This window comes from Mucilaginibacter mali (assembly GCF_013283875.1).
Lineage (GTDB): Bacteria > Bacteroidota > Bacteroidia > Sphingobacteriales > Sphingobacteriaceae > Mucilaginibacter > Mucilaginibacter mali.
Map to the genome: position 1 here is coordinate 4,432,445 of NZ_CP054139.1, position 22,899 is coordinate 4,455,343.

25 protein-coding genes are annotated in these 22,899 nt (G+C 45.3%); 15 read left to right on the forward strand and 10 right to left on the reverse strand.

The features are described from left to right. The first annotated feature begins 4 nt into the window (after positions 1-4). Together HQ865_RS18630 and HQ865_RS18635 are read left to right on the forward strand one after the other, a co-directional pair. The gene (locus tag HQ865_RS18630; protein WP_173416354.1) at positions 5-712 is read left to right on the forward strand and encodes a DUF4397 domain-containing protein; all 708 of its coding nucleotides are present in this window, start codon (positions 5-7) and stop codon (positions 710-712) included. A 123-nt stretch (positions 713-835) separates the two neighbouring features. Continuing rightward, positions 836-1,480 carry a DedA family protein gene (locus HQ865_RS18635; protein WP_173416355.1) on the forward strand — a complete coding sequence of 215 codons (645 nt, stop codon included), beginning with the start codon at positions 836-838 and terminating at the stop codon, positions 1,478-1,480. A 72-nt stretch (positions 1,481-1,552) separates the two neighbouring features. On the opposite strand, the gene HQ865_RS18640 is transcribed toward HQ865_RS18635, so the two are convergent. Genes HQ865_RS18640 through HQ865_RS18655 form a run of 4 tightly spaced genes read right to left on the reverse strand, consistent with a single transcriptional unit; the run spans position 1,553 to position 4,164 of the window. Next, positions 1,553-2,269, reverse strand: coding sequence for a TMEM175 family protein (locus HQ865_RS18640; protein ID WP_173416356.1), 717 nt, complete (start codon positions 2,267-2,269; stop codon positions 1,553-1,555). Positions 2,270-2,281: 12 nt separating this feature from the next. Continuing rightward, positions 2,282-2,737, reverse strand: a complete 456-nt coding sequence (locus HQ865_RS18645; RefSeq protein WP_173416357.1) for a hypothetical protein — start codon at positions 2,735-2,737, stop codon at positions 2,282-2,284. A 9-nt stretch (positions 2,738-2,746) separates the two neighbouring features. Then, positions 2,747-3,193, reverse strand: a complete 447-nt coding sequence (locus HQ865_RS18650; RefSeq protein ID WP_173416358.1) for a hypothetical protein — start codon at positions 3,191-3,193, stop codon at positions 2,747-2,749. A gap of 8 nt (positions 3,194-3,201) precedes the next feature. Continuing rightward, on the reverse strand, positions 3,202-4,164 hold the full coding sequence (locus tag HQ865_RS18655; RefSeq protein ID WP_173416359.1) for a zinc dependent phospholipase C family protein: 963 nt from the start codon (positions 4,162-4,164) through the stop codon (positions 3,202-3,204). A 177-nt stretch (positions 4,165-4,341) separates the two neighbouring features. Between HQ865_RS18655 and HQ865_RS18660 the strand changes: the two genes are divergently transcribed. The 12 genes from HQ865_RS18660 to HQ865_RS18715 all read left to right on the forward strand — a co-directional run bounded on the left by HQ865_RS18660 (position 4,342) and on the right by HQ865_RS18715 (position 15,369). Then, positions 4,342-5,046, forward strand: coding sequence for a DUF4397 domain-containing protein (locus tag HQ865_RS18660; protein ID WP_173416360.1), 705 nt, complete (start codon positions 4,342-4,344; stop codon positions 5,044-5,046). A gap of 119 nt (positions 5,047-5,165) precedes the next feature. Next, a complete protein-coding gene (gene rpsT, locus HQ865_RS18665; RefSeq protein ID WP_173416361.1) occupies positions 5,166-5,420 on the forward strand; it encodes a 30S ribosomal protein S20 in 255 nt (84 codons plus the stop codon). Positions 5,421-5,650: 230 nt separating this feature from the next. Further along, positions 5,651-6,349, forward strand: coding sequence for a RadC family protein (gene radC / locus HQ865_RS18670; RefSeq protein WP_173416362.1), 699 nt, complete (start codon positions 5,651-5,653; stop codon positions 6,347-6,349). 80 nt (positions 6,350-6,429) lie between these two features. Further along, positions 6,430-7,275, forward strand: coding sequence for a restriction endonuclease (locus tag HQ865_RS18675; protein ID WP_173416363.1), 846 nt, complete (start codon positions 6,430-6,432; stop codon positions 7,273-7,275). A gap of 116 nt (positions 7,276-7,391) precedes the next feature. Next, a complete protein-coding gene (pheT, locus tag HQ865_RS18680; RefSeq protein WP_173416364.1) occupies positions 7,392-9,794 on the forward strand; it encodes a phenylalanine--tRNA ligase subunit beta in 2,403 nt (800 codons plus the stop codon). A gap of 32 nt (positions 9,795-9,826) precedes the next feature. Beyond that, complete coding sequence (locus HQ865_RS18685) at positions 9,827-10,267, forward strand: hypothetical protein (RefSeq protein ID WP_173416365.1); 441 nt, start codon at positions 9,827-9,829, stop codon at positions 10,265-10,267. Further along, positions 10,260-10,826, forward strand: a complete 567-nt coding sequence (locus tag HQ865_RS18690) for a hypothetical protein (protein WP_173416366.1) — start codon at positions 10,260-10,262, stop codon at positions 10,824-10,826. Before HQ865_RS18685 ends, HQ865_RS18690 begins: the two co-directional genes overlap by 8 nt. Positions 10,827-10,831: 5 nt before the next feature. After that, on the forward strand, positions 10,832-11,119 hold the full coding sequence (locus tag HQ865_RS18695) for a hypothetical protein (protein WP_173416367.1): 288 nt from the start codon (positions 10,832-10,834) through the stop codon (positions 11,117-11,119). 22 nt (positions 11,120-11,141) lie between these two features. Further along, on the forward strand, positions 11,142-11,435 hold the full coding sequence (locus HQ865_RS18700) for a cell division protein ZapA (protein WP_173416368.1): 294 nt from the start codon (positions 11,142-11,144) through the stop codon (positions 11,433-11,435). A 320-nt stretch (positions 11,436-11,755) separates the two neighbouring features. Continuing rightward, positions 11,756-13,321: a ribonuclease Y gene (rny, locus tag HQ865_RS18705; RefSeq protein ID WP_173416369.1), complete on the forward strand. Its 1,566-nt coding sequence runs from the start codon at positions 11,756-11,758 to the stop codon at positions 13,319-13,321. A gap of 223 nt (positions 13,322-13,544) precedes the next feature. Further along, the gene (gene murB, locus HQ865_RS18710; RefSeq protein WP_173416370.1) at positions 13,545-14,564 is read left to right on the forward strand and encodes a UDP-N-acetylmuramate dehydrogenase; all 1,020 of its coding nucleotides are present in this window, start codon (positions 13,545-13,547) and stop codon (positions 14,562-14,564) included. Positions 14,565-14,829: 265 nt separating this feature from the next. Continuing rightward, on the forward strand, positions 14,830-15,369 hold the full coding sequence (locus tag HQ865_RS18715) for an RNA polymerase sigma factor (RefSeq protein WP_173416371.1): 540 nt from the start codon (positions 14,830-14,832) through the stop codon (positions 15,367-15,369). A gap of 219 nt (positions 15,370-15,588) precedes the next feature. Here the strand turns inward: HQ865_RS18715 and HQ865_RS18720 are convergent, their stop codons facing one another. The 4 genes from HQ865_RS18720 to HQ865_RS18735 form a co-directional block, all read right to left on the reverse strand. Then, positions 15,589-16,380: a heparin lyase I family protein gene (locus HQ865_RS18720; protein ID WP_173416372.1), complete on the reverse strand. Its 792-nt coding sequence runs from the start codon at positions 16,378-16,380 to the stop codon at positions 15,589-15,591. Between the two features lies 1 nt (position 16,381). Then, positions 16,382-17,575 carry an SGNH/GDSL hydrolase family protein gene (locus HQ865_RS18725; protein ID WP_173416373.1) on the reverse strand — a complete coding sequence of 398 codons (1,194 nt, stop codon included), beginning with the start codon at positions 17,573-17,575 and terminating at the stop codon, positions 16,382-16,384. 169 nt (positions 17,576-17,744) lie between these two features. After that, positions 17,745-19,292, reverse strand: a complete 1,548-nt coding sequence (locus HQ865_RS18730; RefSeq protein WP_173416374.1) for a putative Ig domain-containing protein — start codon at positions 19,290-19,292, stop codon at positions 17,745-17,747. A 16-nt stretch (positions 19,293-19,308) separates the two neighbouring features. Beyond that, a complete protein-coding gene (locus tag HQ865_RS18735; protein ID WP_173416375.1) occupies positions 19,309-20,736 on the reverse strand; it encodes an alpha-L-fucosidase in 1,428 nt (475 codons plus the stop codon). Positions 20,737-21,102: 366 nt separating this feature from the next. On the opposite strand from HQ865_RS18735, the gene HQ865_RS18740 reads away from it, so the two are divergent. Continuing rightward, a complete protein-coding gene (locus HQ865_RS18740) occupies positions 21,103-21,660 on the forward strand; it encodes an RNA polymerase sigma factor (protein ID WP_173416376.1) in 558 nt (185 codons plus the stop codon). 1 nt (position 21,661) lies between these two features. On the opposite strand, the gene HQ865_RS18745 is transcribed toward HQ865_RS18740, so the two are convergent. Continuing rightward, positions 21,662-22,237 carry a 5-formyltetrahydrofolate cyclo-ligase gene (locus HQ865_RS18745; RefSeq protein WP_173416377.1) on the reverse strand — a complete coding sequence of 192 codons (576 nt, stop codon included), beginning with the start codon at positions 22,235-22,237 and terminating at the stop codon, positions 21,662-21,664. Positions 22,238-22,254: 17 nt separating this feature from the next. Further along, positions 22,255-22,656, reverse strand: coding sequence for an OsmC family protein (locus tag HQ865_RS18750; protein WP_173416378.1), 402 nt, complete (start codon positions 22,654-22,656; stop codon positions 22,255-22,257). Between the last annotated feature and the right edge of the window lie 243 nt (positions 22,657-22,899).

A 22,899-nucleotide genomic window follows, 5' to 3' on the forward strand; every position in this document is an offset into this window, starting at 1 on the left:
CAATATGGGTATAAAAAACAACAACAGGGTATTATCGGCACTGGTTATATTGATGGCGGTGGTTATGGTAATCCCTATGCTTTCATCGTGCGGCAAAGAAAACGCGGCTTCGCTAACCGGGTTGAACACACAGCTAAACATTATAAATGTTGGGCCTGATACCTATCCTTTAGACCTGTTTATCGCCCTGCGACAGCAAAACACCAAACATTATACCTATGCTAACCCATCAGGGTATATTTACCTGGCTTCGTTAGCTACCCCGCTACAGATCAGGAACTATAAAAACGAAACAATTTTTTCAAAAGACACCGCACTTAGGGTTAATACCAGGTATTCGATATTTATTACGGGCCTGTTATCTGATAACACCCGCACCACCATTTTTGTAACCGATACCGATTCGGCGCCTGGCTTAGGCCGGGGTAAGCTGCGTTTTATCAATGCATCGGCCCGTACAGTAAATGTTGACATTTACGCCAACGGCACTTTAGCCTTTAAAAATCAGGGATTTAAGGCCGTTACCACCTACCAGGAACTGCCCGCCGGCATCTACGATTTGAAAGTATGCCAGGCCAATACCACCACTGTATTAACCGACCTGCCCAAAACTACCATACAGGATGGACGATTGTACACCCTGTATACAAAGGGAGTTGTGGGACGTACGGATAGTGCGGCTTTTGGCTCGGCGATGATAATTAACAGGTAATTTTAAGCTTAAAGGTAAAAGGCGAAAGGTAAAAGATTGTTGCGGCTTTCTGCCAAACCTTTTACCTTTCGCCTTTTACCTTTCATCTCGAAAAACTATCTTTACCATCAAAATATATTCCCCTTGGAGATCATTAAACACCTCATCGATTTTATCCTGCACATTGATAAGCATTTGGCGGATATCATCAGCCAGTATCATACGCTAACCTACCTGATACTGTTCATAATTATTTTTGCCGAAACCGGCTTTGTGGTTACCCCGTTCCTGCCCGGCGATTCCTTACTGTTCGCGGCTGGTGCATTGATCGCGGCCGGTAACACAGGTTTGAATATTTACCTGCTGGCGTTAATATTAATAGTAGCGGCCTTCGTGGGTAATACGGTTAACTATATGTTGGGCAGTTACCTTGGCCCAAAGGTATTTAAAGAAAATAACAAAGTATTAAAACTGGATTACTACCTGCAAACCAAAGCCTTTTTTGATAAACATGGCGGTAAAGCGGTTATCTTCAGCAGGTTTGTACCTATCATCCGCACCATCGCCCCATTTGTGGCTGGTGTGGGCCGTATGCCATTTTTACGCTATAGCATTTACAACATTGTTGGCGGCGCATCGTGGATCATTATATTCCTGTTTGCGGGTTACTGGTTGGGGACAGTACCTTTCTTTAAAGAGCATTTCTCGCTGGTGGGTATCGCTATCATCCTGGTATCGGTTATACCGGCATTTATAGCGGCGTTTAAAAGCAGGAAGAAGGTGGCGTAAACCCAATCGTCATTCTAAATCTATTCATTACGTCATGCTGCTTTCTATGACGAAAGCAGCATACGTTGTGTTCTACTCCCCAAATAACAACCGCCCCTTTTTACCCCGGTAACTAAACCAAACCGAATAGCTGATCGGTATCAGGAAATAGAAAAAGCCTGACAGGCCATTATAGCCTTGTGGCAACATCAGGGCAATCAATATAACTACAACACCAATCAGCGCGCTGATCAGGTTGATATAAGCGATGGTATTGGTCTCAAAAGCCTCTTTAGAGGTTAACTCCAAATGTTCGGATTGCTTGCGGGCATTTAAATACATCAGGAAGAACAACAGGTAAATAACGCTATAGCCAATACTGTAGATGATCATCAGCGTGCAGGTTTGGTCGGTACCTATCATTTTGATCTTTTCGCCGTTATGCGTATAGGTGCCGCCTGTAAACAGTAGTTGCGATAAAAACTTCATGGGATAAACGTAAATCAACACCACAAAAAGCAGGATCCCGTTTAGCGTAACCGTAACCGGATCATTTAAACCATAACGGCGGAAGAAAACGTTCTGACTATTCCATATCAGAAAAAGCATAGCAAAGCAGGCCGCAAAGCTGAGCCCGCCCTTTAGGGTTTCAAACAACTCGTTAAAAGTACGGGGCACCTCGATAGAAACGATGATGAGCGTAAGCGCGAAAGCGAAAACCGCGTCGCTAAAGGTTTCCAGCCTGTTGGGTTCGTGGCTGCGCCATTCAATGGGTTGCTTTTTGTGCGGGCCTGGCTTTTTACGTACCATATAATCAAATAGTTAATTAGTTAAAACTACTAATTTTCCATGACGATAGGTATGTGGTTTTTGCCAGCCAGATGTTTTTTTTAAGATGCGCCATTGCTGTACCGGTATAATGGCCGAATTTGAAAAGCCCATATCATCGGCAAATACATCCCAAAAGTATACCTTAAATGTTTTAGGATCTACACAAAACCGCCCGGTTGTACGGAACTGATCGAAGCTGCTGACGCCCATTGCTACAGAATAATATTTAAATGTACTATCCGGCTCACGCTCTATCATGAGCATTGGCTTCGAACGATGGTGGCTGCGCATAGAATCCTTTACTTCCCCAATAACGTTTACCTTGGCCAATACCACACTCTCCAGTTTTTCCTTTTGAGCTTTAGATAACAGCGGCTGACCGTATGTAGTTATAGCAAAAAGACACGTAAACAGAAAAACCAAAAAGGCAACACGCTTTATATCCATGGTTATTACCTATTGCATCAGCACCAACTTCCCGTTTTTATAAGTATGCATTTTCTGGTACCCGGGTGTGGATCGGTATTTACGCCATTGCTCTAAAGTTATAATAGAGTTTTTAGGATCCATACTATTGGCCATCATATCCCGGTAAAACACCTTATAGGTTTTAGGCTGAATAAGAAAGTGATGGCTTGGCCAAAATTTATCGCCGCTGCTTATGCCCACCTTTACCCAATAATAGGGCAGGTCTGTAGTAGGGCCCTTAAAAAAGTATACCAGGGGGTGCAGTTCCTTGTTATCCTTCAGGTATTTTTTCACTTCGGGTAAAGCGCTTACTATACCCCTTATCTTGTCTTCGCTATCCTGTTGACCGCCCACGCGGGGCGAATTACCCTTTGTAATGATAGCCGACAATATCAAAATAAAGATTACAGCAAAATGGGCGTATTTCCTGATCATAATTAGCGTTAATGGTTAGTCAAAACTAATAATTTCCCGCTTTTATATAAAGCCATTTCCTGCATCAACTGCTGTTTTTGTTCGGTGGTGAGCGGTTTATCTATCAATTTATTCAGATCAGGCTGACCGGCATCCACCCAGGCCGAATACCAAAAACTACCTGTCGATAATATCGCGGCCTGTATACGGCGGCGCACCATACCGTTCAGCATTTTGTGATAGGCAGCACTATACGCTTCCGAATAATCTTTAACCTTACGCTTGCCGCGCATGGTCATTTCATATTTTTTATCGGGCGGGAAGGCCGCGTTTAGTTTTCGCTCCAGTATAAGCACAGAATCGGTACAGCGGAATGATTCGCGGCAAATTTTAAAAGCTTCGGTCAGCGGGTTATCGATATACTTAGCCGGGCCCGCATACAGGTTATATTTATCGCTGAATAATTCGGGCAGGCGGCTTTCCCAAAGGGCATGCAGGCCGGTTTGATTGGTCAGTTGCCCATCGTAGTTAACAGTGAGATGCAGAGGCACATGCGCGTCGGCAATATAGTGGCCGATGTTAGCCGATGTCTTCAGGATGGCCGATGTATCGTGCGCTTTAAATGCTTTTACCAGCCAGTAATAATGATATTGAATAACCCATGGGACCGTGCCATATTTATCAAGGGTATCAACCGAGTACTTCTTCACCGCATCGTACCAGTTTTGCGGCAGGCGGGTAAATGGCTGCTTGCCGTAATGATCGGCATCAAGGAAATGGCGGGGCGCCTCCAGCGAATCTACATACCGGCGTTTATCGGGATCTACTGCGTGCTCGGTCAGGTAATCGATATTACTTTGATAAAAGCCCGTCATGCCTTTTGGTAACGTAAAAACAGCCAGCCTGTTAATACGGTGATGCGCGAAAAAGCCCCAGGATGAGCAGACCAGCAGCAGCGCTATGCAAATAAAAGTGATAAAAAATCTATTCATTTATAATAACCGAAAGTAGTTGTTTTTTAGTCATTTATAAAGTTAAAGGCTCAACTACAGGCCATGGCTCTTGCAGAAAAAAGCCCAATGACACAAACTAAAGGTTAAAAAATATCGTTAAGGTAAAAATTCATTTGCAAAACCATAGCAAACTATTGTTTAACTTAAATATCTTCTATGAAACAATTCTTCAATTCACTCACAAGCAAAACGTCTAAATTTTTATTGTTGGGTATAGCCGGCGCTATGCTTACAACATCGTGCAAAAAACATGACGATTACGATTTCGGTGCAACAGTTTCAGCAAATGTCAGGCTGGTAAACACCAGTACCGATGCCGGCCCGGCCAAATTATATATGAGCGATGTATTGCGCACCACAAGCGCTGTTAGTTTTGGTAATGCATCAGGCTATAACTTAACTTATACAGGGCAGGTTGATGTTGCCGTACAATCGGCAAGCGGAACTACTTTAGCAACAACTAATACCGGTATTGATGCCTCGGGTAATTACACGTTTTTCCTGGCGGGTACATCCGGTAATTATAGTGTGCTTACATCGCACGATGATACCACCGCTCCGTCATCCGGCAAGGCAAAGGTACGTTTTGTACAGGGTGCATCGGGCCTGGCATCGGCAAGTTTACTGGCAAACGGCGCTGCCATATTTACCGCCCAGGGCTTTAAAGCCGTTAGTGATTATATGGAAGTGAACGCGGGTACAGTTGTTTTTGCTACTACCAATGCCGGTAACGGCACGGTGCTGGCCTCAAGCGCTTCTACCACGTTGCAGGCAGGTAAAACTTATATTGTTTACACCAGTGGGGTTAGCGGCGCCGACGGCACAAACGCGCTCAGTGTAAAAGTGCTTGCCAATAATTAAAGCATAGGCTGCTATAACACAGATTATTGCTTTACATTTTTTTTAATTTTGAATTTGTTATTTAAATAAATCGCCTTATATTTGCAGTCCGAAAAATTAAGAAAGAATATTAGCTAACAATGGCAAATCATAAATCATCATTAAAAAGGATCAGAGCAAACGCTGCGAAGCGCTTACGCAACAGGTACCAGGCTAAAACCACCAGGAACGCGATCAAAAAATTAAGGGGTACTACTGACAAAGCAACTGCTGCGCCTCTTTTATCGAAAGTGATCTCGATGCTTGACCGTTTAGCTAAAAAGAACGTTATTCACAAGAACAAAGCTTCGAATAACAAATCAAAACTGACTAAATTTGTAAATAACCTTAAATAAGGTTTAGTTTACTGCAATCATATTAAAAGGGATGGTGCGTTTGCGCTATCCCTTTTTTGTTGGCGATTTTTCAACCACAGAGAACACGGAGGTTTCACAGAGGACACAGAGTTCTTATGCGATATCTTCAATACTACCTCTGTGTTCTCTGTGTTTCTTTCTCTGTGACCTCTGTGGTTAAATCTTCACTCCCGCTTTTTGTTTCCCGCGAAAATTAATACTTTAACCCTATGGAAGCATACGAGAACAAGATCAGTATTAAAGCCTGGGCCGAGGAAGACCGCCCGCGCGAAAAGCTGAACGCCCAGGGCCGCCGCGCTTTGAGCGATGCCGAACTGATAGCCATACTGATCGGCTCGGGCAGCCGTAACGAAACGGCGGTTGAACTAAGCAAGCGTATACTTCACCATTACGATAACGACCTGAATAAACTGGGCAAGGCCGGTATTGCCGAACTATCTAAATTTAAAGGCATTGGCGAGGCTAAGGCCATCTCCATCATCGCCGCGCTTGAACTGGGCCGCCGCCGGGGCGAGACCGAGACCAAAACACCCGATACCATTACCGGCAGTAAAAGTGCTTACCACGTGCTACGTCGCCATTTGGTCGATTTGTCGCACGAGGAATTCTGGATGCTGCTACTTAGTCGCTCCAACAAGGTAATCGCTAAGGAACTCATCAGCAAGGGCGGCCTCTCAGGCACTATTGCCGACCCGAAGATCATTTTCCATATCGCCCTGCAGCACCAGGCATCCAGCGTGATACTGGCGCATAACCATCCATCAAACAACCGCAAGCCCAGCCAGGAAGACATCAGCCTTACCCGCAAACTGCACCAGGCCGGCCAGATACTGGATATTAATGTGGTGGATCATTTGATCATTACCGATGATGGGTATTATAGCTTTGCGGATGAGGGGACACTTTAATGAATGTGCAAATGCGGGAATTTGCAGATATGCAAATGAGATAGTTTAATGAACTAAATTAGTCGCCTAATAGAATTTATATGAAAGGACCTGAATTTTTAAAATATATCAACCCGGTATTAACTATACTTCAATCAAATGGTGGCGCAGGTGATTCATCAGATGTTATTGAGCAAGTAATAGATAAACTCCAGATTACTGAAGCAGAGATGGAGGAAACCACATCCAACGGACAATCACGGGTAAGAAACCAAATTCAATGGGCTAGATTTTATTTATTCAAAGCTGGTCTGATAGACAACGCTCAACGAGGATTATGGCGACTTACAAACAAAGGGTTGGATAAGAAACTTAACAATGACGATGTTTATAAACTTTTTAAAGGTGTTCAAGATAGCGTAAAAAAAGCGTCCCCGGCAAAGCCACAAAAAGAGGAACCAAAGTTCGAGAATATTTCAACCGAAGATGAAGAGCACTCTTCAAGCTTAATCGCAATAATTCAAAACCTATCTTCCTCAGGCTTTGAAAAACTCTGTAAACGATTGTTAACGGAGATTGGCATAAACGAAATCACGATAACTGGTGGCTCGGGTGATCAGGGAATAGATGGGAAAGGTATCGTCAAACTAAATGATGTCGTAAGTTTAAATATCGTTTTCCAATGCAAACGTTATAAAGAAACGGTTTCGCCACATCATGTTCGTGATTTTAGGGGAGCAATGCAAGGACGAGGTGAAAAAGGGCTAATCACAACTACCGGTAGATTTACTAAAGAAGCGAGAAATGAGGCCAACAGAGATGGGGTTACCCCCATTGAGCTAATTGATGGGGATAGATTAGTCGACCTATTCGAAAAATATCGCTTGGGTCTTAAACCGGTGACTGTGTTTGAGATTGATCAAGAGTTCTTCAAGAGTTTTAATTAACAATCCCTTTACTCTCGGCTGTGACGAGCGCAACCGCGCAACCTTACTTTATATCTTTCGGACTTTCCGTCTTACCGACTTCCGGACTTTCTCAAAAATCCTATCTTTGCAGTTAAATGAAAATATCATATAACTGGCTTAAAGAATTTATTGCTACCGATAAAACCCCGGCCGAAATATCTACTATACTTACCGGCACCGGTTTAGAGGTGGAAAGCCTTGAAAAAGTGCAGGCTATTCCCGGCGGATTGGAAGGCCTGGTGATAGGCTATGTAAAGGAATGTACCGATCATCCCAACTCCGACCACCTGCACCTGACCAAGGTTGATGTGGGCGGCGCGGAAGACCTTTCTATCGTTTGCGGCGCGCATAACGTCGCGGCAGGGCAAAAGGTAGTGGTGGCTACCGTTGGCACTACCGTGCACCCTACCGCCGGCGAACCTTTTAAAATCAATAAGTCGAAGATACGCGGTGAGGTGTCCGAAGGGATGATCTGTGCCGAAGATGAGATAGGTCTGGGCACCGACCATGACGGCATTATGGTACTGGATGCGGATGCTGTAGTTGGCACCCCCGCTAAAGACTATTTTAAACTAAACGACGACTACATGTACGAGATAGGCCTTACGCCTAACCGTGCCGACGCGGCATCGCACCTGGGTACAGCCCGCGATGTAGCGGCCTTTTTAAAGATAGCTGTTACCCGACCGGATGTTTCGGCATTTAAGGTTGATAACCACGATCTGAACATTGCCGTTGAGGTACAAAATACCGCATCGGCGCCAAGATATTCGGGATTGACCATGACCGGCCTTGAAGTGAAGGAATCACCTCAATGGTTAAAAGAGCGCCTGGCCGTTATCGGTGTGCGCAGCATTAACAACGTGGTAGATGTAACCAACTATGTACTGCACGAGTTGGGCCAGCCCCTGCACGCTTTTGATGCCGATGCCATTGCCGGTGACAAAGTGATCGTAAAGAACTGCCCCGAAGGCACACCTTTCACTACGCTTGATGAGGTGGAACGCAAACTGCATGCCGACGACCTGATGATCAGCAATGCCGATGAACCAATGTGCATAGCGGGTGTTTTCGGCGGCACCAAATCGGGCGTTAAGGCATCAACCACCAGCATATTTTTAGAGAGCGCCTACTTCAATTCGGTAGCGGTGCGCAAAACTTCAAAAAGGTTCGGATTAAAAACAGATGCCTCTTTCCGTTTTGAGCGTGGCACCGACCCTGACATGACCGTGTTCGCCTTAAAACGTGCTGCCCTGTTAATTCAGCAGGTGGCAGGCGGCAAGGTATCGTCGGAGATATTCGACAACTACCCAGCACCCGTTGCTCCGTTCGAGGTGGAAGTATCGTATAAAAATATCCACCGCCTGATCGGTAAAGAGATCACGCACGATGAGATCCGCGGCATCATCACCGCTTTGGATATCCGGATAGTTAACGAGACCGAAGAAGGCCTGTCGCTTAAAGTACCTCCATACCGCGTGGATGTTACCCGCGATGTGGATGTGATTGAAGAGATACTGCGCATCTATGGTTATAACAATATCGAGATCCCTACACAGATCCGCGCATCGCTGAACAATGCCTCGCGCCCTGAAAAGGATACCGTGCAAAATGCCATATCCGAATGGTTAACGGCCAATGGTTTTAACGAGATCATGTCTAACTCGCTCACCAAGTCATCTTATTACGATAACCTGGATAACCTGGTGAAGATACTGAACCCGCTAAGCAGCGACCTTGATGTGATGCGCGGTACTATGCTGTACTCGGGCCTGGAAGCGGTGGCTTATAACGCCAACCGCCGTAACGGCAACCTGAAACTGTACGAGTTCGGTAAGACCTACCACGTAGCCGAGGACAAATACAAAGAAGACCAGCACTTCGCCATCTTCATGACCGGCAACAACCAGGCCGAGCAATGGAATCAGCAGGTGAAACCGGTATCGTTCTACAACCTTAAAGCTGTAGTTGATGGTTTGCTGGAACGTATGAACATAAAAGACTTTGTTACCGAAGAACCGACCTGTAGCAAACTGGCTTACGGCTTGCAATATACCCGCGGCAACAAGCGCCTGGTAAAATTTGGCGCGGTAAATGGCGCATCGCTAAAAAAGGCTGACGTTGACCAGTCGGTTTTCCATGCCGATTTTAATTTCGACTACATCCTGCAACTGGTGAAAAAGAATGTGATCACCAACCAGGATATCCCGAAATTCCCATCGGTGCGCCGCGACCTGTCGATGCTGGTAGATAAGGCCATCACCTTTAACCAACTGAAACAAATAGCCCAAAAAACCGAGCGCAAGCTGATAAAAGAGGTGAACGTTTTCGACGTATACGAAGGCGATAAATTACCGGCCGGCAAAAAATCGTACGCATTGAGTTTCATCATCCAGGACGACGAGAAAACCCTGACCGATAAAGCCATCGAAAGCTTAATGCAAAAATTAATTTATAATCTCAGTAACCAGGCAAATGCCGAGATCAGAAATAAATAACTAACTTTATATTAAAAACAGATCAAATTGGTATGCTCACGTTTAAAGAATTTTTAGAAAAGAAAAGCCATGATGAAAATCGTACCGATTGGACTTTGCGTAAGCAAAAATGGGTAAGTTCTGTTGATAGGTTATTTAACGATGTAAGCGACTGGCTTTCTCCATTTTTAAAAGAATCTTTACTGAAGATAGATCGTAAAAATATACATGTTTACGAATCATATATTGGTTCATATGATGTTCCACAATTAGATATTGTTATCGGGAACGATCTTATCTCTCTTGTACCTAAAGGAACACTAATTTTAGGCGCTCATGGCCGGGTAGATATACAGGGTCCAAAAGGAGATGCGATAATTTTGGAAAAAGACTGGAATGTTTGGGAAATCGCGAATAAAACTGACAAAACAAAATTTTACAGTTTTAATAAACTGGCATTTGAAGCTTTAGTACAGCATTTGATCAATGGCTAAACAATCCCTTACTGCCGATGTAAAATCATTAGACGAGGTAGAAAGTTGGTATCAGGATCAAACTGAAGCTAGTTTATTATATAGGCGACAAATTATTTCTCTTATTGTAAATCCTGCGGGCACAATTACAAATAACTTGAAATTTGCCGGGATGAGTATAGACGATGTTAATATTCATTTTAATAATAATGAACAAGAATTAGAGCATTTAACATGTCTGTACCTGATCGCTTCGGTTGAAGGTTTTGTCATGTCTGATTTTAAAAGGAGATATAAATCCCGTGAGAAAACAGATGTAGGCAGTGACTTCAGAAATTTGGTAAAGGCCAAAAGGAATTTAGGTGATAAGAAAATACGGGTTTCATTAGAAAAGGAAATTTTACAGATTTGGAAAGACAGAACTGCATACACCAGTTTCAGTGAGTTCATCGCTTTACTCAAATACCGGCACTGGCTTGCGCATGGGCGAAATTGGGTGCCTAAATTAGGCAGGACCTTTACTTTTGCTAACTCTTATAAGATCGCTGAGGAACTCATTGACAATATTGACAATTATTAATATTAATGACAACAGCCGAACAGTTAAATCAAGTCATAGATAAAACGGAGCGTTTGATTCAAATCTGCAATACTTTGCAGGAGGAGAATGATATGCTGAGGCTGGAAAATCAATCGCTGATGGTGGCGTTTAATGCCAGTAAGGATAAGAGCAAAGAGCTGGAAGAAAAGCTTCGTGTACTGAAGCTGGCGAAGTCGTTTTCGGAAACAAATGAAAAAAGCCTTGACATAAAGCAAAAAATTAACGAATTTGTCCGGGAAATTGATAAGTGCATTGTGTTGTTGAAAAAATAACGCATAAAGTGAACACGCTCAAATGGGAGAAATCTCTATAAAAATAAATATTGCTGACCGGGTTTACCCTTTAAAGGTGAACATGGAAGAGGAAGAAATTATACGCAGGGCAGCTAAATTAATAAACGACCGCATAAAAGAATATACAGAAAATTACGCGGTTAGGGACAAACAAGATCTGCTATCGATGTGTGTGCTGCATTACGCAACATCAACCATCAAGGCCGAAAAACGTGTAACGGTAGAAGATACTGCCGTAACTGAAAAAGTGTACCAGTTAGATAATTTACTGACCGATTTTTTCTCTAAGAAGTAATACATCGTTCTTTATATCAAGCTAAAAGCGTAAAGCTGAAAGCACAAAGCCATAAAAAGCTTTTTGCTTTGGCCTTTAAGCTTTCAGCTTAAACAGAGCAATTAAGATTTAACCGCAGTTAAATTTTTTAGGTTTCACTATTAAAAACTTAACGCTTCAATATCAGCGGACAAGTAATAGGTATGCGCCATTTCCAAGTATCTGGCGGCAACCAAAGTCCAATATCCTGAGAAAAGAAGTTTTTCAATAATGATGCTTAAAATTTAGTTGCGGTTTTTTTATTTATATACTATACATACTATTATTTACCAAACCAAATTATGACCACTATATTATATGTAATTATCGGCCTGCTGATGGGCGTCCCAACGGGGATCGTCATCGGGCGCTTCCTGCTCAGGAAGCTATTTAAAGACCAGGAAGTAGCCGCGCAAACCAAGGTGAAAAAAATACTGAAAGATGCTGAGAACGATGCCGAGATACTGAAAAAGAACCGCATGCTGGAAGCCAAAGAGAAATTTTTGCAGCTGAAAGCCGAGCATGAGCAGGAGATAAACGCGAAGAACAATACCATGAACCAGCGCGAGAATACACTGAAGCAGAAAGAGCAATCGGTTAACCAGCGCATGGAGAACTTTAACCGTAAAGAGAGCGAACTGGATAATGTGCGCAAAAACCTGGAAAAACAAACCGAAGCCGCCGTTAAAAAGCAGGAAGAAGTAGAAGCGCTAAAAAATCAACACGTACAGCAACTGGAAACCATTGCCGGTATATCTGCCGAAGAAGCCAAGAACCAGCTGGTAGATAACCTGCGCGAAGAGGCCCGCACCAAAGCCATGATGCAGATAAAAGACATTGTGGACGAGGCTAAAATGACCGCTACTAAAGAGGCTAAAAAAGTAGTTATCCAAACCATACAGCGTACCGCTACCGAAAGCGCTATCGAGAATACGGTATCGATCTTCAACATCGAAAATGATGAGATAAAAGGCCGTATCATCGGTCGCGAGGGGCGTAATATCCGCGCTTTGGAAGCCGCTACCGGTATCGAGATCATTGTGGATGACACCCCTGAGGCGATCATCCTTTCGGGCTTCGACCCGGTTAGGCGCGAGATTGCCCGCCTGGCTATGCACCGCCTGGTAACCGACGGCCGTATCCACCCGGCACGTATCGAAGAAATTGTTGCCAAAACCAAAAAGCAAATAGAGGAAGAGATTGTTGAGATAGGCGAACGTACTGTTATCGACCTGGGTATCCACGGCTTGCACCCCGAACTGATCAGGATGGTGGGGCGTATGCGTTACCGTTCATCGTACGGGCAAAATCTGCTGCAGCACTCGCGCGAGGTAGCCAACTTCTGCGCCACCATGGCTGCCGAACTGGGCTTGAACGTAAAGATGGCGAAACGCGCAGGCTTATTACACGATATTGGTAAAGTGCCTGATGATAACCCCGAGCTGCCGCACGCTATTTTGGGTATGCAACTGGCTGAAAAATATAAGGAACACCCCGAAGTGTGCAACGCCATTGGCGCCCACCACGATGAGATAGAAATGACCAGCATGATATCGCCTATCATCCAGGCTTGCGATGCGATTTCGGGCGCACGCCCGGGTGCACGCCGCGAGGTGGTAGAAAGCTATATCAAACGTTTGAAAGAACTGGAAGAACTGGCGATGAGCTACCCCGGTGTAGAAAAAACCTTCGCTATACAGGCTGGCCGCGAGCTGCGTGTAGTAGTAGAGAGCGAGAAGATAAGCGATGCCCAGTCTGAAGTACTGGCGGCTGATATCTCTAACCGCATCCAAACCGAAATGACTTACCCGGGCCAGATCAAAGTAACTGTGATCAGGGAAACCCGTTCGGTGGCTTACGCTAAGTAACACCCCTCCCATACCCTCCCCGACGGGGAGGGCTTAAAAGCCGGAATGTGTAAGCATCCCGGCTTTTTTATTCCGTAACGTCATTGCGAGGTACGAAGCAATCTCTACACACAACTTTCAGGTTTACAATGCCACTCTGCTTACGTTGAGATTGCTTCGTACCTCGCAATGACGTGATGGAGAATATGGTGGTTTCCGAAATATTTTCACGAAATTCGCCACCATGCTGCAAATCCAACAGAACGTATCCTTAAAAAACTTCAACTCTTTCGCTATCGAAGCATCGGCCCGCTATTTTGCCGAGATCAGTCACGAGGACGAGTTGGTGGAACTGTTTATGGATCCGCAATGGATGGCTATGCCGCGGCTAATAATGGGTGGCGGCAGCAATATGCTGTTGCTGAACAATTACGATGGCTTGGTGATCCGCATGAATATCCGCGGCATCGAACACCGCATTAGCCACAACGATGTTTTTGTAGAAGCCGGCGCCGGCGAGGTATGGAACGATTTGGTGAATTATGCCGTAACCCACGGTTATGCCGGGCTGGAAAACCTGAGCCTGATACCCGGTTCGGTAGGCGCGTCCCCAATCCAAAACATTGGCGCTTATGGTGTAGAGTTAAAAGATGTGTTTGAAAGCTGCCGTGCTTTTGAGCTAAGCACGGGCAAATTTAAAACATTCAACAAGGCCGATTGCGGCTTCGGTTATCGCGAAAGCGTTTTTAAAAGCGAATTGAAAGGACAGTATATTATTGTATCGGTAAAATTCCATTTGTCGCTTATCCCTAACGTTAACCTGCGTTACGGCGCTATCGAACAGGAACTGATTAACCGTGGCATTACCCAACCTACTATTAAAGATGTATCATCGGTAGTGTCGCACATCCGTGTATCTAAATTGCCTGATCCATCCACTATAGGCAACGCGGGCAGCTTCTTCAAAAACCCGGTGATAGCTGCTGATGTGTTTGCCGGCATCCAACAAAAATTCCCTGATGTGGTTAATTATCCCGCAGGCGATGGAATGGTAAAACTGGCCGCTGGCTGGCTGATAGAACAATGCGGCTGGAAGGGCAAAACAATTGGCCATACCGGTACATGGAAGAACCAGGCATTGGTTTTAGTGAACCATGGCGGCGCCACGGGTACAGAAATTTATGCACTGTCGTCGCAAATCATAGACAGTGTGTACACTAAATTTGGCGTTTCGCTGGAACGCGAAGTAAATATTATTAATTAAATTTTTTTATTTATAAGTCAACAACAACGGCTTATCCGCTTTGTTTTAATAGCGGCTGCACTCTTTTTCCACATCATTTCATCTGCATTTCATGTTCAAATAGCCTGTTTATTAGCCATTTAGAAACAACATGTAAAATTCTCCCCTGCATATTTTTGCGCATATAACGGCTGTATAAAAAGTCTTACACCCGGCCCTGATTACCATACGCTGACAAAACGGTATCATGTTTGCCTTAATGTTAACATCAAAACATCTAACTGGTATGACAAAGATCGAATTTAACACCTTGGTATTACGTCAGGCAAGTTCCCTACGTTCTTACGCCTTACATTTTACGCACGACGCGGATGACGCTAACGACCTTGTACAGGATACAATGTTAAAGGCGATAACTTACTATAACAAGTTTAAAGAAGGCACCAATCTTAAAGGCTGGTTGTACACCATTATGAAAAATACGTTCATAAACAACTACCGCCGCTTTGTAAAGATGAGCACCTTTGTAACCAAATCTGAAGAGATCTCATCGGCCAACCTGGTATTCAGCTCTACTAAAAACCAGGGCGAATCGAAATTTGTAATGGACGATATCAAACGCTCTTTAGATAAACTTCCCGAAGATTACTACGTGCCATTTACCATGTACTTCGAGGGCCATAAATACCACGAGATAGCCGACCATCTGTCTATCCCTATTGGCACCGTAAAAACACGCATCCACGTGGCCCGCAAAATTTTAAAGAAAAGCCTTAAAGCATACGATAACGGCATCAAAAAGCCGGTATATGCCGAAATGGATTAATTGACAATAATTAGCTCAATTATATAAAAACCGCCCGTGTGATAAGCATGGGCGGTTTTGTTTTATGGCAATTTAACCACAAAGGGCACAAAGAATTATAAAATAGAGATCAGCACAAAGGGCACAAAGTTTGCCTTTTATTTTAAGTTATAAAAGCTTTGTGGCCTTTGTGTTATCCCCCCTTCGTGACCTTTGTGGTTAAATTGCCAGCTTGTATAACTACAACTCCTGTATCGAAATATCCGCAAAACGCAAAGTTTCATCCCTGATGTATTCCGGGCTTTTCAAACTACGGTATATACCCCATTTAGGGCGGCAAAAGGAAGTGTTGTCCCGCCACAGGTCTATATCGGCATTGCTGTATTTCAGCAACTCCTTCCCATCACTTATTCTTTTTATACTGATGCTGTATGTTCCTTTTGTGGCGTAATGCAATTGCTCGGTTACCTCTACCCAGGTACCTCTAAACGGGGCCAGGTCAACCTCAGTTAGTTTCCCCTGCGATGTTGATTTAGATGAACCGGTATGGATCACCTCCATCTTATCCGGCTTACCGAAGCGTGGTGTAAGCGTAATGATCGGTGCGCCGGCATCACCATCTCCGGCTTTTATCTGATGAATGTGGGTAAAGGTAGGCTGCGCCTTAAAATTGCTGTCGATCCTGAACTTCCATTTATAAACTACGGTTTCGTTCAGTTCGCCTTTTAGCTTCGAAGCAGATGGGCCGTAGGTTTTAATTTCCAGCCGCTGCCGGTCGAAACTTTTGCAGCGGTCATTGTCCTCTTTAGCATGGATATTAAACACAAAAACATACTCGTTCAGTTGCTTATCAAACTCCTGCCCAATGTGTTTTACCGGGTGCGCGCAATCAGGCACTTCACAGGCATCGCCGCCAAGTGTTTTCGAGATCAGTGCGTAGGCATCGCTTTTGCCATCGGCTTTTAATAATGTTTGCGCATTAACGGTAATCGCGGCGCATAGTAGCAGGGGTATAATTACTATCTTTTTCATTTTATTTATTTACAAGGAAATATACAATTCGGCAGGCTGTGCCCTTAGATTTTTCATTGTGCTGATCGCTCACTTCCAACTTCAACACATGGTTGCCCGAGCTTAAGCCATCGCCTAAAATCAAATACCAGGGCAGGTGCAGGCTTTTGCTCCATTGGGTATACAGCTCCAGTTCAGGCTGAAGTTTCCCATCGATGCTGTATTTGATACGCCCTGCATCCGGGCCTGATATTATGCTGATGCCAACGGTACGGCCTGTAAAAGGTAGTTCTAATGATGAACCTGCCTGCGTAGCCGTTAACATGGGTACATTCACAAAACCATCGCGGGTATGGGTGCTATCTGTGGGTTTCCAGTTCTCGTTTAAGGTGAAGCCATTTAGTTTAATGGCTTGATGAATATCCAGGTAGGTGCCGTTAACATAATTAAAATCATCCGTGGCTTTAGGCAAGGGTGCGGCTACAAGTTTTGCCGGAGCGGATTTACTTAACTCATCCTGCAATAATTGCCTCATACTGCGCAGGTATATCCCCTGACCAAATGGCGATGGGTGCAGGTTTTTAAAATCATCCTTCCAGTTAAATTCACCAGCTGCGATGCGGTCGTTTACTTCCTTTGCCAGGTTAATAAATGGCAGGTGATATTTTTCGGCGAGGTCCTGGTGCACCTGTACTTCTGGTGGAATTTTACCGGCTTTGTAGTCATCTATCTTATCGGGATCAACAAAAGCCATCAGCACAATATTGGTGTTAGGGTTAGCCGTTAACGTATGCCTTACAATGCCCTCCAAAGCCCGCCGTTGGGTTTGCTCGTTAGTGCCGTTCACCCGGTCGTTCACGGCCGATTCGATAAACAGCAGGTCGATACGGCCTTTGCTCAGCACATCTTTATCCAGCCTGAAAGCATGCGGCAAACTACCCAATGATGGTATCCCCGCATTGATAAAGTTAAAATGCGTATCGGGGTATGTACTGCTAAGATATTTGCAAACCATATCGCGCCAACCCACCATGTTGGTTATCGATCCGCCGAAGAAAGCCACGGTGGCGTTCTTTTCGGTTTTGATGCGATAGTTGATATTAACGAGGTTGCCAAAATGAGAGATGTAAGCTTCGCTTTTCAGACTGTCGGTGAACTTGGCATAGGATGTGGCTGCAAAGCCTATCAGTATTAAAAGCGCTATTATTTTCTTCATTTTCTAAACAGCTTGTCATTTCGAACTAACCCGGGACGACCGTGAGCAGGAGCGAGGAGAAATCTTATACGATACACCTATCGCGCGTATAAGATTTCTCTTTCGCCCCACCCCGCATTTCACCCGCATGCGCTATCGAAATGACAAGATGGCGGCGGTTCGTTTATGATTACTTTGCCTTCCGCAAACTCACCATCACTACACCATGCTGCGCCACATCGGTTTTAAACTCTCCATCAAAAGTGCCCAGATCTTTTTGTCGCCACAGATCGCGAACAATATATTTACCGCTGATACCCAAATCTTTCCAGCTTAGTACCATGCTTTGCTTACCAATATCGCCGGTGTTGAACAGCCCAACAGCTTTCGAGCCATCACTCAGGTCTTTGGCCATAATGCCATTCTCGCCATCGCGATGTATCACGGTAGCTTGCTTACCCAGCGGATCCTGGTTAACGGCTATCACTTCATCATTAGTTAGCAGACTGATGGTAAAAGCATCCAGCTTAGTCAGATCGTTACCTAATAACAGTGGTACCGACATGAGGCACCATGCGCTCATGTGAGTGTATTGCTCGTCGGCGGTTAGTAAGGTTGGGTGATATTCCTTGCCCCAGCCTACAACACCCATCACCATCATATCGGGGTCGTTCCAGTGGCCCGGGCGGGCATAAGGTGCCCATTTATCCTGCGCCAGTACGCGTGGCTTCAGGCTTTTCCAGTTATCGCGGATATCGCCGCCGGTGCGCCAGGCGTTCGATACGGTAGACAGATCGGCGATTGACGCGAACGGCGTGCTGTTTGATAAGCTAAAAATGATATCGCGGCTACCATTGCGCAGTGCGTCGAACATTTTTTTGGTTTCGGGCATTTCGTTAGGGTTCCAGTCGTATTTAAGGTAATCCATGCCCCATTTGTCAAACTGCTTTACGTCCTGCTCCACAAAACTGTATTCGCCAATGGCGAAAGGCTTTATCTTTTTATTCCTTGGCGGGATAGTGCCTGTTACTTTGGCAAAGGTGCCCTCAGGATTATCGGCAGAGCCACCTATATGGTGCCCGTACGATTCTATCCACGGGGTTGAGTAAATACCGATATGCAAACCCATCTTGTGCACCTCATCGGCCAGCGCCTGCATGTTAGGGAATGTGGTAGAATCGGGCAATATCGCATGGAACTCGCCGCCGCGCTTACCCTGCCACACGTCATCGATATTCATATAACTCCAGCCGTGATTGATCAGGCCCGAACTTACCATGGCCTTGGCGTTAGCCAGCACCAGCGCCTGGGTGAGTTTGGTAGCGTAGATGTTCCAGCTGTTCCAGCCCATGGTTGGGGTAAGGGCAATTTCTTCGCCTACTACCAGTTTCAAGTCGCGGTTGGCTGTGCCCAATGCGTTCTTTGCCGTCAGGGCGATGATATAAGTACCTGCTTTACTCACCGAGCCGCTCAGCTGCCCGGTTGCAGCATCCAGTTTTAAACCTGCGGGTAAACCTTTAGCCGAAAAAGCCATCGGCCTTGTACCGGTAGCAGCCACCGTAAACACTACCGGGTGACCGGGCCTTACGCCGAATACCCTTGCCCCGTTAATTTGCGGTGTGGGTTTTTCCTTTGGGGTTAGGATGTATTTGGCAAGCGTATCCTGTGCCATCACCGTATTTCCCCCGGCAATCATCGCGCAGAGCACAAATCCTTGTATAATGTATTTGAGTTTCATTTCAGGTTAATGCTGATTAGTCTATCGATCCGGTTTTCATTTTACCATTGGCATCAGCCATTTGGCTATCTACCTTGCCTTTAAAGGTTACTTTAATTACCGAAGCGATAGCATCAGGAGCTTTAGCAGGTACGTTAATGGTTAAGGCATCAGCCGATGTTGTGGTTTTTAAAGCCGCGCCCCCATCCAGCATTTTAGCCGATATCACCTGGTTCTTCAGGCCGGGGATACTCAGTTTGCCATCTTTCGGCCAGTTAAATACCGAGAAGTACAGCGTGGTATTACCGCCGTCTTCCTTACGGGTGCAGCGGCCCCAATCCAACGGTTTCAGCGGACTGGATTTAGTAGCGTAAATAGCCTCGCTGTTTACCTTCATCCAGGCACCCATGGCCTTCAAACTTTCCACGCTTTCCTTTGGAAAATCGCCCATACCGTCCGGGCCAACATTTAACAGGTAATTGCCTCCCTTCGATGCGATATCGCACAGGTTATGGATCAGCGTTTCGGGCGTTTTCCATTTATGATCGTAACTTTTGTAGCCCCAGGTGCCGTTCATGGTCATGCAGGTTTCCCAATCCATGCCATCCAGTTCGGCCTGGGTAGGGATCTTTTGCTCGGGCGTTTTGGTATCGCCGGGGAAGTTAGGGCGTTTCAGCCTGTCGTTGGTAATAATGTTCGGTTGCAATTTCAGTACATCGTTCAGTTTGTTGGCATACTCGTCGGTCATGCCGGTTGGAGTATCCCACCATAAAACCGCTACTTCGCCGTAGTTGGTTAACAATTCTTTAACCTGTGGAACAGCCACCTGATCAATGTATTCGCCCATGGTTTTGGTAGTTTGATACGGGTCCCAATGGCCGTTATGCGCCGCGGTATAAGCGTCGATCTTAGCCGAATCGGGATTGGCCCAACCCTCGGATGTTACTTTTCGGGCAACCGCGCCGCCTGGGTTGTTCCAGTCCTGCGCCTGCGAGTAGTAGAAGCCCAGCTTGATGCCGTATTTTTTACAGGCAGCAGCTAATGGCTTCAGCACATCTTTACCATACGGTGTAGCATCGGCAATATTCCATTTGCTGGCATTGCTTTTAAACATGGCAAAGCCATCGTGGTGCTTGGCGGTAATAACAATGTACTTCATCCCCGCATCCTTTGCCATGCGCACCCATTCATCAGGGTTATAATTTACCGGGTTGAATTTTTTAGCTTCGGCCTGGTATTCGGCAACGGGTATTTTACCGCGGTTCATGATCCATTCGCCGCCGCGGCCCACTTCATGGCCATGGTACATGCCTGCCCACTGCGCGTAATCGCCCCAATGGATAAACATGCCGAAGCGTGCTTCGCGCCACCATTTCATCCGCTCATCGCGGGTAAGCGTTTTTTGTGCTGAAACTGTTTGCGCCAGGCAAGCCAGCGCTATAAATGCCATCAATAGCTTTTTCATATCTTAAATATTTGCTTGCAAATGCAACCCATTTGCCGGTTAATAATTGTGAATGTAAATAGGTAAATATTTAGCTGGTATTAATGCAACCGGTTGACTATTTATTAAGTTATTTTGGCCGTCAATACAGGCTATGATTACTTTTAATGTTTATCAGGCTTAATAGCGTAAATAATCTGCCCAACAGGTTCTATTTCTTCAGAAAGCTCCCTCAATATCCAATCAAAAACTGTACGTACCTGTACGGCAAGTGTACGCTACCGTACGGTATCCAATAGCCTGTAAAATTTATTTCGCTGATTATCAAACATATAAATAAGTGGTTTCAATTTTGGCATAGGGTATTCAAATCAGTATAAGAATATCATGACTACCGAAGATAAATTGAAAAAGATATGGGAAGGCTGCCTGAAGAACGAGCGCAAACAGGAAGAGTTGTTTTATAAAACCCTTGCCCCGCGCATGATGGCCGTTTGCATGCGCTATGCTCACGACCGCGACGAGGCTCAGGACATTTTACAGGAAGGCTTTATCAAAGCCTTTAAAAACCGGGGCAATTACCGTAGCGAGGGCAGCCTGGAGGGATGGTTGCGCCGCATTATGGTACATGCCGCTATTTCGCGCTACCGCAAGGCCAAGCCCATTGTTTTGTGCGAAGATATGAGCGCCGAAACATTAGGCAGTGTTTATTACCATGAAGATATGGAGGCTAAGGACCTGATGCGTATCATCCGCCAGTTACCGGATACCTACCGCGAGGTGTTTAATATGTATGCTATAGAGGGCTACTCGCACCAGGAAATTGGCAGCGCCCTGGGCATGACCGAACTATTATCGCGTACAACCCTGCACCGTGCCCGCACCGTATTAAAAACTAAGCTAAGTCGGTTAAAAACAGCGTCCGATTACCGCATGGCAGTATAAATTACCGGGGCCAGTTATACAATTGCCCCGGTGTAAGGCAAACTTGCATCCGCAGATCGTGCCTGTTTACATCATCGATATTTTTCACCGGCTTAAATAACGAGAGGCCGGTGAGTTGCACATCGGGCCTGCAAAGTTCTACAAACCTGTCGTAAAATCCTTTGCCGTAGCCAACGCGGTAGCCCCTGGTGTCAAAAATCAGCATGGGCAGCAATACCATATCTATTTCCGCGGCGGCTATTTCGTTTCCCGCCACAGGTTCGGTAATGCCGTATTTGTTAACCTCCAGTACAAGATCATCATCATCGGCATAACTGAACATCTGCAAAGTGCGGAAATCGGTTTTGGGGAAAACGATCTTTATATCCCGATGATTTTCCTTCAACCAATCCCTTATGAGATAGGTATCCGGTTCCCGATTTTGTACCATCGGCAAAAACAAGTGCGCACAGCGTATGGTCGACAGATCAAGCTGTTGAAATTGCGCAAGCAGCTTCAGGTTCAAACACTGGTACTCGTCGTCAGTAAGTTGCCTGCGTTTAGCGAGATATCCCTGCCGCAATTGCTGTTTATTCACGATGGACTAAGGTGAATCTACCAGCCAAAATCAACCGTCTTCACCAGGTCGGGGTGCAGGCTCAGGTAAACCGGACAGGTTAGGGCCGCGTGTTCCAATATCTTCTGTTCCTTTTCGGTATAAGTTTTCGGGAAGGTGAAGCTGATCTGGATCTCGGCAACACGGCGGGGGTTAGCGGCCATAATTTTGGTAATGGACGCCTTAGTGCCATCGATATCGATACCATGTGTACGGCTGGAAATACCCATAATGGTCATCATGCAGCTGCCCAGCGATGCCGACATCAGGTCGGTTGGCGAAAATGCGTCGCCCTTGCCCTGGTTATCCAGCGGCGCGTCGGTAATAATATGTGTGCCCGATTGTACGTGTACCGGCTCGGTACGCAGATCGCCCAGGTAGGTGGTTTCTATAGTAGCCATGTGTAATGTATTTTGATGTGTTCAAATCTAATAAAACATGGTGGCGAATTAACCACAAAGAACACAAAGAATTTGCGTTGTGATCAGCACAAAGAACAGAAAGTTCGTTTTCCTTATTACCAAAATGAATGGCTTTGTGAACTTTGTGGCTGATCTTCAGTTAAAAAGATCTTTGTGTTCTTTGTGGTTAAATCTTCCCGATTTTTTGTGGTTAAATTCTAACTTCGCATCTCTATAATACGA

Coding starts and splice junctions, on each gene's coding strand:
- HQ865_RS18630 (WP_173416354.1), top strand. CDS start 5: ATGGGTATAAAAAACAACAACAGGGTATTATCGGCACTGGTTATATTG.
- HQ865_RS18640 (WP_173416356.1), bottom strand. CDS start 2,269: ATGGTACGTAAAAAGCCAGGCCCGCACAAAAAGCAACCCATTGAATGG.
- HQ865_RS18645 (WP_173416357.1), bottom strand. CDS start 2,737: ATGGATATAAAGCGTGTTGCCTTTTTGGTTTTTCTGTTTACGTGTCTT.
- HQ865_RS18650 (WP_173416358.1), bottom strand. CDS start 3,193: ATGATCAGGAAATACGCCCATTTTGCTGTAATCTTTATTTTGATATTG.
- HQ865_RS18655 (WP_173416359.1), bottom strand. CDS start 4,164: ATGAATAGATTTTTTATCACTTTTATTTGCATAGCGCTGCTGCTGGTC.
- HQ865_RS18660 (WP_173416360.1), top strand. CDS start 4,342: ATGAAACAATTCTTCAATTCACTCACAAGCAAAACGTCTAAATTTTTA.
- rpsT (WP_173416361.1), top strand. CDS start 5,166: ATGGCAAATCATAAATCATCATTAAAAAGGATCAGAGCAAACGCTGCG.
- radC (WP_173416362.1), top strand. CDS start 5,651: ATGGAAGCATACGAGAACAAGATCAGTATTAAAGCCTGGGCCGAGGAA.
- HQ865_RS18675 (WP_173416363.1), top strand. CDS start 6,430: ATGAAAGGACCTGAATTTTTAAAATATATCAACCCGGTATTAACTATA.
- pheT (WP_173416364.1), top strand. CDS start 7,392: ATGAAAATATCATATAACTGGCTTAAAGAATTTATTGCTACCGATAAA.
- HQ865_RS18685 (WP_173416365.1), top strand. CDS start 9,827: ATGCTCACGTTTAAAGAATTTTTAGAAAAGAAAAGCCATGATGAAAAT.
- HQ865_RS18690 (WP_173416366.1), top strand. CDS start 10,260: ATGGCTAAACAATCCCTTACTGCCGATGTAAAATCATTAGACGAGGTA.
- HQ865_RS18695 (WP_173416367.1), top strand. CDS start 10,832: ATGACAACAGCCGAACAGTTAAATCAAGTCATAGATAAAACGGAGCGT.
- HQ865_RS18700 (WP_173416368.1), top strand. CDS start 11,142: ATGGGAGAAATCTCTATAAAAATAAATATTGCTGACCGGGTTTACCCT.
- rny (WP_173416369.1), top strand. CDS start 11,756: ATGACCACTATATTATATGTAATTATCGGCCTGCTGATGGGCGTCCCA.
- murB (WP_173416370.1), top strand. CDS start 13,545: ATGCTGCAAATCCAACAGAACGTATCCTTAAAAAACTTCAACTCTTTC.
- HQ865_RS18715 (WP_173416371.1), top strand. CDS start 14,830: ATGACAAAGATCGAATTTAACACCTTGGTATTACGTCAGGCAAGTTCC.
- HQ865_RS18720 (WP_173416372.1), bottom strand. CDS start 16,380: ATGAAAAAGATAGTAATTATACCCCTGCTACTATGCGCCGCGATTACC.
- HQ865_RS18725 (WP_173416373.1), bottom strand. CDS start 17,575: ATGAAGAAAATAATAGCGCTTTTAATACTGATAGGCTTTGCAGCCACA.
- HQ865_RS18730 (WP_173416374.1), bottom strand. CDS start 19,292: ATGAAACTCAAATACATTATACAAGGATTTGTGCTCTGCGCGATGATT.
- HQ865_RS18735 (WP_173416375.1), bottom strand. CDS start 20,736: ATGAAAAAGCTATTGATGGCATTTATAGCGCTGGCTTGCCTGGCGCAA.
- HQ865_RS18740 (WP_173416376.1), top strand. CDS start 21,103: ATGACTACCGAAGATAAATTGAAAAAGATATGGGAAGGCTGCCTGAAG.
- HQ865_RS18750 (WP_173416378.1), bottom strand. CDS start 22,656: ATGGCTACTATAGAAACCACCTACCTGGGCGATCTGCGTACCGAGCCG.